Source organism: Streptomyces sp. NPDC056128 (genome assembly GCF_042263835.1).
In the GTDB taxonomy this organism is placed as follows: Bacteria; Actinomycetota; Actinomycetes; order Streptomycetales; family Streptomycetaceae; genus Streptomyces.
Map to the genome: position 1 here is coordinate 375,471 of NZ_JBHJVQ010000004.1, position 11,837 is coordinate 387,307.

12 protein-coding genes are annotated in these 11,837 nt (G+C 72.5%); 5 read left to right on the forward strand and 7 right to left on the reverse strand.

Annotated features, from left to right (window positions below; genetic code table 11):
* Nucleotides 1-11: 11 nt before the first annotated feature.
* Nucleotides 12-782 carry a creatininase family protein gene (locus ACFC1X_RS12370; RefSeq protein WP_376351783.1) on the reverse strand — a complete coding sequence of 257 codons (771 nt, stop codon included), beginning with the start codon at nt 780-782 and terminating at the stop codon, nt 12-14.
* 62 nt (nt 783-844) lie between these two features.
* On the opposite strand from ACFC1X_RS12370, the gene ACFC1X_RS12375 reads away from it, so the two are divergent.
* The gene (locus tag ACFC1X_RS12375) at nt 845-1,783 is read left to right on the forward strand and encodes an ROK family protein (RefSeq protein WP_376352174.1); all 939 of its coding nucleotides are present in this window, start codon (nt 845-847) and stop codon (nt 1,781-1,783) included.
* Nucleotides 1,784-1,794: 11 nt separating this feature from the next.
* On the opposite strand, the gene ACFC1X_RS12380 is transcribed toward ACFC1X_RS12375, so the two are convergent.
* Genes ACFC1X_RS12380 through ACFC1X_RS12400 form a run of 5 tightly spaced genes read right to left on the reverse strand, consistent with a single transcriptional unit; the run spans nt 1,795 to nt 6,971 of the window.
* Nucleotides 1,795-2,679, reverse strand: a complete 885-nt coding sequence (locus ACFC1X_RS12380; protein ID WP_376351786.1) for an ATP-binding cassette domain-containing protein — start codon at nt 2,677-2,679, stop codon at nt 1,795-1,797.
* A complete protein-coding gene (locus ACFC1X_RS12385) occupies nt 2,676-3,497 on the reverse strand; it encodes an ATP-binding cassette domain-containing protein (protein ID WP_376351788.1) in 822 nt (273 codons plus the stop codon). Before ACFC1X_RS12385 ends, ACFC1X_RS12380 begins: the two co-directional genes overlap by 4 nt.
* The gene (locus tag ACFC1X_RS12390; RefSeq protein WP_376351792.1) at nt 3,494-4,408 is read right to left on the reverse strand and encodes an ABC transporter permease; all 915 of its coding nucleotides are present in this window, start codon (nt 4,406-4,408) and stop codon (nt 3,494-3,496) included. The genes ACFC1X_RS12385 and ACFC1X_RS12390 overlap by 4 nt, the downstream gene beginning before the upstream one ends.
* The gene (locus ACFC1X_RS12395; protein WP_376351794.1) at nt 4,405-5,397 is read right to left on the reverse strand and encodes an ABC transporter permease; all 993 of its coding nucleotides are present in this window, start codon (nt 5,395-5,397) and stop codon (nt 4,405-4,407) included. The genes ACFC1X_RS12390 and ACFC1X_RS12395 overlap by 4 nt, the downstream gene beginning before the upstream one ends.
* Nucleotides 5,394-6,971: an ABC transporter substrate-binding protein gene (locus ACFC1X_RS12400; protein ID WP_376351796.1), complete on the reverse strand. Its 1,578-nt coding sequence runs from the start codon at nt 6,969-6,971 to the stop codon at nt 5,394-5,396. Before ACFC1X_RS12400 ends, ACFC1X_RS12395 begins: the two co-directional genes overlap by 4 nt.
* Before the next feature lie 54 nt (nt 6,972-7,025).
* On the opposite strand from ACFC1X_RS12400, the gene ACFC1X_RS12405 reads away from it, so the two are divergent.
* From ACFC1X_RS12405 to ACFC1X_RS12415, 3 genes are read left to right on the forward strand one after another with little or no spacing between them, the layout of a single operon-like run.
* Nucleotides 7,026-7,862 carry an IclR family transcriptional regulator gene (locus ACFC1X_RS12405; RefSeq protein WP_376351799.1) on the forward strand — a complete coding sequence of 279 codons (837 nt, stop codon included), beginning with the start codon at nt 7,026-7,028 and terminating at the stop codon, nt 7,860-7,862.
* Nucleotides 7,859-8,929, forward strand: coding sequence for a serine hydrolase domain-containing protein (locus ACFC1X_RS12410; RefSeq protein ID WP_376351802.1), 1,071 nt, complete (start codon nt 7,859-7,861; stop codon nt 8,927-8,929). The genes ACFC1X_RS12405 and ACFC1X_RS12410 overlap by 4 nt, the downstream gene beginning before the upstream one ends.
* Nucleotides 8,926-9,465 carry an NUDIX hydrolase gene (locus ACFC1X_RS12415; protein ID WP_376351804.1) on the forward strand — a complete coding sequence of 180 codons (540 nt, stop codon included), beginning with the start codon at nt 8,926-8,928 and terminating at the stop codon, nt 9,463-9,465. Before ACFC1X_RS12410 ends, ACFC1X_RS12415 begins: the two co-directional genes overlap by 4 nt.
* Before the next feature lie 295 nt (nt 9,466-9,760).
* On the opposite strand, the gene ACFC1X_RS12420 is transcribed toward ACFC1X_RS12415, so the two are convergent.
* A complete protein-coding gene (locus tag ACFC1X_RS12420; RefSeq protein ID WP_376351807.1) occupies nt 9,761-10,369 on the reverse strand; it encodes a TetR/AcrR family transcriptional regulator in 609 nt (202 codons plus the stop codon).
* 215 nt (nt 10,370-10,584) lie between these two features.
* Here ACFC1X_RS12420 and ACFC1X_RS12425 point away from each other — a divergent pair, with 215 nt between their 5' ends.
* Entirely contained in the window at nt 10,585-11,781 is a 1,197-nt protein-coding gene (locus tag ACFC1X_RS12425; protein WP_376351808.1) for a glycoside hydrolase family 64 protein, read from the forward strand.
* Nucleotides 11,782-11,837 lie beyond the last annotated feature (56 nt).

An 11,837-nucleotide genomic window follows, 5' to 3' on the forward strand; every position in this document is an offset into this window, starting at 1 on the left:
GCATCGCTTCATCAGGACGGCCGGCTCGCCGTGTCGAACGCCCGGATCGCGTCGGCGAGGCCGCGCGCCCGGTCGTCCAGGAGCCGGCCGCCCCGGACGGCGTCGGCGCCGGACGCGTCGTCCGTGGCGCCGTCGACCCGCTCCCACTCGCCGTGGCGTTCCACGGTCAGGCCGGGGTGCGGCGGGTTGTCGAACAGGGGCGGCGGTTCCACGGGGGCGCGGGCGGGCACGGGGGTGCGCACCAGGCGGGGGTGGGCCGCGAGCATCAGTGAGGTCTCGAACCATCCGGCGTGCCCCGGGGTGACGTCCGGCCGCCCCGCCTCGTTCTCGCCCGCGGTGAGGGTCCAGTACGAGCAGGCGGCGACGGTCACCCGGGCGCGCAGCGCGAACCGCTTCACGGCGAGCCGCATGATCTCGTCGTTGCCGCCGTGGCCGTTCACGACCATCACCCGGTGGTGTCCGCTGGTCACGAGCGAGTCGAGGACGTCGTCGAGGACCGCGCCCAGGGTGGCCGCGGAGAGCGAGACGGCGGCGGCGAACAGGTGGTGCGGGCTGTGGCCGAAGGGCAGCGCCGGCAGCCGTACGACCTCGGGTGGGGCCTCCTCCCGGGAGAGGAGGTCCAGCGCCCGGTCCACGACCTCCTCGACCAGGAGGGTGTCGGTGCCCATGGGCAGGTGTCCGGCGTGCTGCTCCTGCGAGCCGATGGGCAGCAGGGCGATGCCCCGCTCACCGGCCCGGCGGACCTCGCGCCAGGTGAGTTCGGTCAGTCTCGATTGGCTCACGGTGCTACCTCTCCGAAACGGGGGCGTGGCAGAGTCGGCGCATGGTCCACAAGAGTTCTCCGTTGCGACTGGTCCCCGCGGCCGTGCCGCGGCCGGCCGCGCCGCCCGCGCCGCGGCGGCTGGGCGCCGTCGAGCTGGTGCCCGGCCGGGTCGGGGCGGCCGTGCTGTCCGTGGCGGGCCGGGTGCTGGACCGCGCCGAGTCGTCGTACGACGCGGCCGGCGCGACGCCCGCGGACATCGACGCGGCGCTGGAGGCGGCGGCCGGTGTCTTCGCCGCGCACGACCTCCAGGGGATCGGCGTGGCCGCCGCGGGGCTCGTGGACCCCCGCACGGGGCTGATCCTGGAAGTGAACGACGTGCCCGCCCTGCACGGCTATCCGGTGACGGAGCGGCTCGGCGCGCTCACCGGCGCAGGGGTACGGGTGGAGCACCGGGCGCGCCTCCAGGTGCTCGGCGACCGCTGGTTCGGCGCGGGCCGCGGGCGGCGCACCTTCGCCTCGGTGTCGACGGGCGAGGTGCTCGGGGTCGGTGTCCTGTACGACGGCGAGGTGATGGCCCCGCCCGGCGGGCGCAGCGGCGCGCACATGACCGTGTCGGCCAGCGGTGAGCGCTGCACGTGCGGCAGCCGGGGCTGCTGGAAGACCGTGGCCACGACCGGCTGGCTGCGCGCCCGGGCGCGGGATGCGGGCCTCGGCCCGGCGGTGTCGCTGGAGGCGCTGGTGAACAGCGGGGACGCGCTCGCCGGACAGGTGGTGGAGGAGTACGCGCACAACCTCGCGCTGGGCCTGGTGAACGTGCAGCAGCTGTTCGCGCCCGGTCTCTTCATCCTGCACGGTGAGGCGCGTGAGGGCGGTGAGCGCTTCCGGACCGTGGTGGAGGAGCGGCTGCGCGAGGCCGTCGCCTTCACCGAGGCCGAGCAGCCCCGGGTGCTGGTAGGTACCGCCGCCGTCGACGACGTCGCGCTGCTCGGCGGGGCGGGTCTGGTGCTGTCGCACCTGTAGGACAGGGCGGGTCATCGGCTCGCCTCGGCCGTCGGCGAGGCGGCCCGCTGTGCCGCACGGCGCCCCCTGCGCGGGTCGAGGACGGGTACGGCGTCCAGCAGTTGCCGCGTGTAGGGATGTCGCGGTGAGCGCAGTACCGACGCCGTGTCGCCGACCTCGACCAGGCGCCCCCGGCGCATCACCGCGACCCGGTCCGCGACCTGTCCGACGACGGCGAGGTTGTGGGAGACGAACACGTAGGTCAGCCCGAGCCGTCGCTGGAGGTCGGCCAGGAGGTCGAGGACCGTCGCCTGCACGGAGACGTCCAGGGCGCTGGTGGGCTCGTCCAGGACGAGGAGGCGGGGGCGCAGGGCCAGGGCCCGCGCTATCGAGACGCGCTGGCGCTGTCCGCCGGAGAACTCGTGCGGGTAGCGGTCCTGGATACCGGCGTCCAGGCCCACCGCCTCCAGGAGTTCACCGACGCGTTCGCGGGTACGGGTCCGTGCGCGCCGTCCGCGCGCCTCGGGGTCGTGGGTGACGAGGGGTTCGGCGACGATGTCGGTGATGCGCATGCGCGGGTTCATGCTGGAGTAGGGGTCCTGGAGGACGACCTGCATCTGCCGTCGTACGGCGCGCAGTTCGGGCGCGGAGAGGGCGGCGAGGTCCTGTCCGTCGAAACGGACGCTGCCGGCGGTGGGTTCGAGGAGCCGCAGCAGCAGCCGGGTCAGGGTGGTCTTGCCGCAGCCGGACTCGCCGACCAGGGCGAGGGTCTCGCCCTCGTGGACTTCGAGGGACACGTCGTCGACGGCGGTGTTCGTCCCGCGCGTGCCGAACTCCTTGCGCAGTCCGACGAGTTCCAGGAGGACCCGGCCGGCCGCGGGTGCGGGCACGGTGGCTTCGGTGGCTTCCGTGGTCATGCCGCCTCCAGTCGCGGGGTGGCCGCCAGCAGCTTGCGGGTGTAGTCGTCGGCCGGACGGTCGAAGACGTCGAGGACGTCGCCGGTCTCCACGACGCGGCCCTTGTTCATGACCACGACGCGGTCGGCGGTCTCCGCGACGACGGCGAGGTCGTGGGTGATCAGCACGACGGCCATGTCGTGCTTGTGCTGGAGGGTGACGAGCAGGTCGAGGATCTGGCGCTGCACGGTGACGTCCAGGGCGGTGGTCGGCTCGTCGGCGATGAGCACGCGGGGCCGCGCGACCAGCGCCGTCGCGATCATCACGCGCTGGCGCAGGCCTCCGGAGAGTTCGTGCGGGTACTGGCGGTAGCGCAGGGCCGGGTCGGGGATGCCGACCTCGTCCAGGGCCGCCAGCGCGGCCTCCTTCGCCTCGGCGCGGGACATGCCGGTGTGGTGCCTGAGCACTTCGGCGACCTGGGCGCCGACCCGCTGGAGGGGGTCGAGGCAGGTCATCGGGTCCTGGAAGACCATGGCGATGTCGCGGCCGCGGACCCGGCCGAGGTCCTTCTCGGAGAGTTTCAGCAGGTCGCGTCCGTCGAAGCGGATCTCGCCGCTCGCGTAGACGCACGGCGGGCTCGGGTTGAGGCGCAGAACGGAGAGGGCGGTGGCACTCTTGCCGCTGCCCGACTCCCCCACGACGGCGAGAGTTTCCCCGGCGTGGACGTGCAGGGAGACGTCCTGGACGGCGTGGACGACGGAGGTCTCCAGGCGGAAGTCGACGCTGAGGCCGTCTATCTCCAGCAGCGGCGGTGGCGTGGTCGGTCGGTCGAGGGTCATCGGCGGTAGGCCTTCGGGTCCGCGACGTCCCTGAGGGCGTCGCCGGTGATGTTGATGGCGAGGGAGGTGAGCATCAGCGCGATGCCGGGGAAGACGGCGACCCACCAGGAGGTGCCCAGGTAGAGCTGGCCGTCGGAGAGCATGCCGCCCCAGGTGACCGTCTCCTTGGGCACGCCCAGGCCGAGATAGCTCAGGGAGGCCTCGGCGACGATGGCGGCGGCGACGTGCAGGGTGCCGATGGTGGCCAGCGGGGCCATCACGTTGGGCAGCAGGTGGCGGCGCATGATGGTGACGTCGGTGACGCCGATCGCGCGGGCCTCGGTGACGAAGTCCCGGGTACGCAGGGACATCACCTCGGAGCGCACGACGCGGGCGTAGGAGACCCAGCCGGTGAAGCCGAGCACCAGGATCACGTACCACAGGCCCGAGCCGAGGAAGCCGACGATGGCGAGGGCCAGCAGGAGCGACGGGAACGCGAGCTGGACGTCGGCGAGGCGCATCAGGGTGCGGTCGGCCCAGCCGCCGAAGTACCCGGAGGACAGTCCCACGACGGTGCCGATGACTCCGGCGAGGAGGGCCGCGCCGGCGCCGACGAGGAGGGAGACGCGGGCGCCGAAGATGACGCGGGAGAGCATGTCGCGGCCGAGCTGGTCGGTGCCGAGGAGGTGGGCGCCGCTGCCGCCGTCCTGCCAGGCGGGGGGCCGCAGCCTGAGGAGGAGGTTCTGCGTGTTGGGGTCGTAGGGGGCGATCAGGGGGGCGAAGAGGGCGGCGAGCAGCAGCAGCGCGAGTACGGCCAGGGCCACGACGGCGAGCTTGTTGCGCAGCAGGGCCCGCAGGACGGCGGAGCCGGAGCCGCCGGACGGTGCCTCGGCCGGGGTCCGGCCGGTGGCGGCCGGTGACATGACGGTCATCGTGACGTCCTCACCCTCGGGTCGAGGAAGCTGTAGGAGAGGTCGACGAGCAGGTTCACCACGACGAAGGTGGCGGCGAAGAACAGGACGGTGGCCCGGACGAGCGGGAAGTCGCGGTTGGAGATCGCCTCGACGGTCAGCTGGCCGACTCCGGGCCAGGAGAAGACCCGTTCGGTGAGGATCGCCCCGCCGAGCAGATTGCCGACCTCGAGCCCGACGACGGTCACCACCGGCAGCGAGGCGTTGCGCAGGCCGTGCCTGAGCACCACCTTCAGGGGGCCGAAGCCCTTGGCGCGGGCGCTGCGGATGTGGTCGGAGGACAGGACGTCGATCAGCGAGGAGCGCAGCAGGCGCGCGACGACGGCGACGGAGTAGACGGCGAGGGTGACGGCCGGCAGGACGAGGTTGGCGAAGGTGCCGTAGCCGGAGGCGGGCAGGGCGTGCAGCCAGACGGCGAAGACCAGGATGAGCAGGATGCCGACCCAGAACGGCGGGGTGGACTGGCCCAGCAGGACGCCGGTCATCACGGTGTGGTCGGAGCCGCGCCCGCGGCGCATGGCGGCAAAGATGCCCGCCGGTACGGCGATGACGAGGGTCACCGCGAGAGCGGCTGCGGCCAGTTCGAGGGTGGCGGGCAGCCGGTCGGCGAGGATCTCGCTCACGGGCTGGCCGTAGACGAGGGAGTCGCCGAAGTCGAGGCGGAGCAGTCCCCAGAGGTAGTCGAGGTACTGCGCGAACAGCGGCTGGTCCAGGCCGAGGGAGGCGCGCAGCACGTTCTCCTGCTCGGCGGTGGCGTCGGGCGGCAGGAGGATCTTCACGGGGTCGCCGGAGAGCCGTACCAGGAAGAAGGAGACCGTCGCGGTGCACAGCAGGACGAACAGCGCGGTGGCCAGGCGCCTGAGCACCGTGCGCAGCAGCCCGGTCCGGTCCGGGCGGCGGGGTGCCGTCTCCGCGGGGGTGGGTGGTTTGTCGAGGGTGAGGGCGCTCATCGGGACACCTCCGCGCTCTCCATGGCGAGGACGCCCGCGGATCCGGGTGCCCAGCGGGGGCGGTCGTTGCGGGCGAAGATGTTGTCGATCTGGTAGAGGAAGACGAAGGGCGCCTCCTCGCGCATCAACCGTTGCAAGTCGGAGAAGGCCCGTTCGCGTTCGGCGGGGTCCTCGGAGAGTTCTTCGAGGTCGATGAGGCGGTCGGCCTCCTCGGAGTGCCAGCGGCTCTGGCGTCGGTCGCTGCGCACGTTGGACTGGACGATGCTCGCGCCGTCCATCGTCCAGACGGTGCTCGCCGCGAGGTAGATCGGGCCGAGCGCGCCCCGGTTGTCGGAGGTGAGCCGTGCGGAGTAGGTGCCGGGGTCGAGGAGGTTCACGCGTGCGTCCACCCCTGCCTCGGCCAGCAGTCCGGAGAGGGCCTCGGCGACGTTGGCGTCGACGTTGGACGCGGTGATCGTCGTGGCGAAGCCGTGCGGGTGGCCGGCGTCGGCGAGGAGGGCGCGCGCGGTCTCGACGGACCGCTTGAAGGGCTTGACGGTGGGGTCGAAGCCGAAGGCGCCGCGCGGGACGAGGGCGGGTGTCTCGGTCGCCTTGCCGCCGAGTACCGCCTTGATCAGCAGGGGTACGTCGATCGCGTGGTTGAGGGCCTGGCGGACCCGGCGGTCCTGGAGCGGGCCGCGTTCCAGGGTGTTCAGGGACAGGTAGGCGGTGCGGATCCCGGTGTGGCCGTCCAGCGAGACGCCGCCGTAGCCCTCCAACTGCTGGGCGGCGTCCGGGGTGAGTCCGGCGACGAGGTCGACGCCCCCGCTCTGCAGGGCGGCCAGGGAGGACGAGGCGTTCGGCGCGGGACTGAAGACGAGGCCGTCGACAGCGGGCCGTCCGTTCCAGTGGTCGGCGTAGGCCCGCATGCGCAGTTCGTGGTCGCGCTGCCAGCTGACGTAGGTGAAGGGGCCGGTGCCGACGGGGTGGTCGGCGAATTCGGCGTCGCCCACCTCGGCCAGGTGGCGGGGCGGTACCACCACGCCGCCGAAGAGGGAGAGCTTGGCGGGCAGGATCGGGTCGTGCACGGTGGTGTGGAAGTCCACGGTGAGCCGGTCGACCACGGTGACGCCCTTGACGAAGCGCAGTTCGACGATCGGTGACTTGGTGGCGGGGTCGAGCAGCCGCTCGATGCTGAAGGCGACGGCCCGCGCGTCGCACGCCTCGCCGTTGTGGAAGGTCACTCCGGGGCGGAGGGTGAAGCGCCAGGTGCGCGCGTCGATGGCCTTCCAGGAGAGGGCGAGCCTGGGGTGCAGCCGGTTGTCCCGGCCCCGGGTGGTGAGCGTGTCGAACATGTTGATCAGGACGTTCATCGACACCATGTCGCCCTGCTTCTGCGGGTCCAGCGTCTTGGGGTCCCCGGGCTGGGAGACCCGCAGGACGTTGCCGGCCCGGTCCGCGGCGGCCGTCGTGCCGCACGCGGTCAGGAGCGCCGGGGCGCTGAGGGCTCCGAGCAGCAGACCGCCGGTCCGCAGGACGTGACGTCGGGTGGGACGGCTGCGGTCCATCGTGCGCCCCTGATGAATTCGTTCCATTGAACAACACCTCCGTTCCGTCAGATGGAATGCGGTTGGGTTAAGCTAAGCGACATGGTGAAAGCGGTCAACACCCGGTCGGTCGATCAGGAACTCGTGAAGGGCCCCGTCGACAAGGCGATGGAGGTCCTCGACGCGCTCGTGCAGCCCGGCGGTCCCCACCGGTTGGGCGAGATCGCGCGCCGCACGGGACTGACCAAGCCCACCGTCCACCGGCATCTGCGGACGATGGCGGAGTACGGCTTCGCGGAAGCGGCGGAGAACGGCAGCTACCGCCCGGGCCCGCGCCTGCTGGGCCTGGCCGCGGCGGCCCTGAACGACAGCCGCGTCCTCGAACTCACCCGGCCCGCCCTCGCCGACCTGCGGCGGCGCACCGGACACGTGGCGTTCTACGCGGTGCGGCACGCGACCGACGCGGTGTACCTGGAGCGGTCCGAGCCGGCCCGGGAGTACCGGATGAGCACGGCGCCCGGCCGGCGCTCCCCGCTGTACGCGTGCGGCGTGGGGCTCGCCATGCTCGCGGCGCTGCCTCCACAGGAGGTCGACGCCGTGCTGGACGCGTGCGACCTGGAGGCCCGCACACCCGGCACGCCCACCGAGCCCGCCGCCGTCCGGGCGGTGCTGGCGCGGGCGGCGCTGTGCGGGTACGCCGTGGACGACGAGTACGACGAGCCGGACGTGCGCTCGGTGGCGGCCCCCGTCCTGGACGCGGAGGGCAGGGTCGTGGGCGCGATCGGCATCATGGGCCTGACCTTCACCATGGACCCCGACAGCGTGGAGGTGTTCGGGCCGATGGTGCGGGCCGCGGCGCGCACGGTGTCGGCCGGGCTCGGCGCGCGCACGCCGGTCCTCGGCGTGGTGGACGACGCCTCGCGGGGTGAGCGGTCGTGAGCACCCTGGCCGAACTGCTCGCCGAGGGGCGGGAACGGCGGGTCTTCTCGGGGGCCGCCTGGTCCGTGGGAGACCCGGAGGGCCCGCTGGACCGCGGCTGGACCGGCACCCGGTCCTGGGACGGGCCGCCGCTGGACGGCGATGACATGTGGGACCTCGCCTCGGTGACGAAACCGATCGCCGGACTCGCGGTCATGGCCCTGGCCGAACGCGGCGCACTGGGGCTCGACGCGACGATGGGCACGTATCTGCCGGACTACCGAGGGGGCGACAAGGCCGACCTGACGGTACGTCAACTTCTCGCGCACACCTCGGGGATCCCCGGTCGGGTGCCGCTCTACCGCGACCATCCCACCCGGGCGTCCCTCCTTGAAGCGGTACGGCTGCTGCCGCTGACCGCGGAGCCCGGCACCCGGGTCCAGTACTCCTCGCAGGGCTTCATCGTCCTCGGCCTGATCGCCGAGGCGGCGACGGGACGGCCGCTGGACGCGCTGGTGGAGGAGCTGGTGTGCGCGCCGGCCGGCCTGCGGGACAGCGTGTTCCGGCCGGACGCCGGGCGCCGCGCGCGGGCGGTCGCCACCGAGGACTGCCCCTGGCGCGGGCGCACCGTCGTGGGCGAGGTCCACGACGAGAACGCGGTGGTGCTCGGCGGCGTCGGCGGCCACGCGGGCCTGTTCTCCACCCTGGCGGACATGGAACGCCTCGGCACCGCACTCGCCGACGGTGGCCGGAAGCTCCTGCGCCCCGACACCTTCGCCGTCATGACGGCGGGCCACACCGACCACCTGGCCCTGCGGCGGGCTCTCGCCTGGCAGGGCCGCGATCCGGTCGGCTCCCCCGCCGGAGAGGTGTTCGGCCCCGGCTCGTACGGCCACACGGGCTTCACCGGCACCAGTCTCTGGGTCGACCCGGACACGGGGCGCTATGCCGTGCTGCTCACCAACCGGGTGCACCCGACCAGGGCCGGGGACGGGATCGTCGCCCTGCGCCGGGCGTTCCACGACGCGGCCGCCGGACTGCCCCGCGATGGCGTGCGGCGGACCCCGCCGTGTGGAATGGCCGGATGAACCGTCCCGAGCCCGAGCCCCATCCCGGACCCGCACCCGCACCCGCACCCGGCGCCGAGCGCCCCGAACGCGCGCGCCCCGCCTCCCACAGCCTCACCGGAGTCGGCCTCGCCGTCCTCGATCCCGCCGGGCGGGTCCTGCTCGGCCTCGGTCATGACGGACGCTGGGAACTGCCCGGCGGCAAGGTGGACCCGGGCGAGGACTTCGAGACGGCCGCCGCCCGGGAACTGGCGGAGGAGACCGGACTCACGGTCGCCGCCGAGGACGTACGGGTCCTGGCCGTGTTCGTCGACGGCCTGGCCGGACTGACCCGGGTGACGGCGGCGGCCGTCACCGAGCGAGCCTCGGGCACGCCGCGGGTCACCGAGCCCGACAAGATCGAACGCTGGGAGTGGTTCGCCCGGGACGCGGTCCCGTCAGCCCTCTTCGCCCCGTCCGCCTCGGTCCTGGACTGCCTCTGGCCCAAGGCGCAACGCCGGGGCGGCGCCGGGGTACGCCACTACACGCTGGCCGGCTCCCCGTCCGCCAGCTTGTGACCCGGCAGGAACGTCGCCGCGAACGGGTGGATCATCCGCAGCACGTACTCCTCGATCCTCCCCGGCTGCACCGGCACCGCGCGGGTGTGCGGGTGGCGCGGGTCGCCCTCGGTGGTGCGCGGCGCCCTGTCCGATCAGCTCGGTGGGCTCGGTGAACGCGGCCGTGCTCCAGCCGATGATCTCGACCTTGTCGGTCACGGACCGCACGACGAGAGGGCGGTCCGCGCTGTCGGCACGGTTTCGGGCATGCGAAAGGCGCCGCTGCGGACAACGGCGCCTTCGGTCAGGAGGAGGGTCAGGTCAGCAGGGACACCCAGCCGGCGCTCAGCTCGTCGAGCATCTGGTCATCGGTGAGTTTCCAGTCGACGCGGTCCCAGTTCTGGGCGACGTAGTCGAGCTGGGCCATGGCGAGGACGCCGCGGAAGCGCCGCTGGTGGGGTTCGAAGCGTCCGGCCAGTGTGAGGCCGTCCTCGATGTCGCCGACGGCCTCCTCCATCCACCGCTCGACCAGGTCGGTGAGGTCCGGTTCGATCACCGCGGCGTCGCGGCCGAGGCGGATGATCGGCCGGATGGCCGGCCAGGCGTCGGTGGTCCGGCGCAGCCACGCCGTGATCGCCTCCGGCGTGCCCTCGGCGACGGTGGCGACCAGGTCTCGCGCGGTGGAGCCGTGCTCGGGAAACCGGACGCGCTGCAGCTCCTCGTTGAGCTGCTCGTCGATGAGCGCCTTCATCAGTTCACCGCGGGACGGGAAGTACGCGTAGAACGTCACCCGCGTGGTGCCCGCGGCGGTCGCGATGTCGTCGACCGTGGTGGCGGCGTATCCCTTCGCCTTGAAGAGTTCGAGTCCCGACTCCAGCAGCAGGCGGCGGGTCAGCCGCTTCTGCGCCTCACGAAGGTTCGCCATGCGCCGGATCCTATCGCGCGAGCGCATGTCCGGCGTACAGACCGGATTCATGTAAGACGCTCTGTATGCACAATTGACGCACCGTCAAGCGAGTGTCACTCTCCACGGCATCACGCCCGCCCCGCGCATTGACATGCACGCGTCCCGGCGCAACGCTGAGAGCGCTCTCAGAATCGGTACGGACCAATTCCCCCACACCCGCACGGAGGTGGAGAGTGCTTTCCAGACTCAGACGCCGTCTGCTCGCCGTGGCCACGGCAGCGGGCCTCGCCGGCACCCTGCTCACGTTCGGCGCCTCGCCGCCCGCGGACGCCGCGGTGCCCGCCACCATCCCCCTGAAGATCACCAACAACTCCAGCCGCGGCGAAGCCGTGCACATCTACAACCTCGGCACCTCGCTGACGACCGGTCAGCAGGGCTGGGCCGACGCCAACGGCACCTTCCACGCCTGGCCCGCCGGCGGCAATCCGCCCACCCCCGCACCGGACGCGTCCATCCCCGGACCGGCCGCCGGACAGACCAAGACGATCCGGATCCCCAAGCTGTCCGGGCGCATCTACTTCTCGTACGGCCAGAAGCTCGACTTCCGGCTGACCACGGGCGGCCTGGTGCAGCCGGCGGTGCAGAACCCGAGCGACCCGAACCGCAACATCCTCTTCAACTGGTCCGAGTACACGCTCAACGACTCCGGGCTGTGGCTCAACAGCACCCAGGTCGACATGTTCTCCGCGCCCTACTCCGTCGGCGTGCAGCGCGGCGACGGGAGTGTGATCAGCGCCGGGAAGCTCAAGGCCGGCGGCTACAGCGCGGTGTTCAACGCGCTGCGGGCGCAGCCCGGCTGGGGCGGACTGATCCAGACCCGGCCCGACGGCACCGTACTGCGGGCGCTGTCGCCGCTGTACGGGCTGGAGACCGGGGCGCTGCCCGCGTCGGTGCTGAACGACTACATCAACCGGGTCTGGCAGAAGTACTCGACGAGCACGCTCACCGTCACGCCGTTCGGGACCCAGCCGAACACGAAGTACTTCGGGCGGGTCTCGGGCAACGTCATGAACTTCACCAACAGCTCGGGCGCGGTCGTCACGAGCTTCCAGAAGCCGGACGCCTCCAGCGTCTTCGGCTGCCACCGGCTCCTGGACGCCCCCAACGACCTGGTGCGCGGTCCGATCTCGCGCACGCTGTGCGCCGGGTTCAACCGTTCGACGCTGCTGAGCAACCCCAACCAGCCCGACCCCTCGGCGGCGAACTTCTACAAGGACTCCGTGACCAACCACTACGCCCGGATCATCCACGACCGGATGGCGGACGGGAAGGCGTACGCCTTCGCCTTCGACGACGTCGGCAACCACGAGTCGCTGGTGCACGACGGCAACCCGGCCCAGGCCCAGCTCACCCTCGACCCGCTCAACTGACCCGGCACCGGAACCCGGACCGCCCCCGTCCTCCGCTCGCGCGGCAGGCGGGGGCG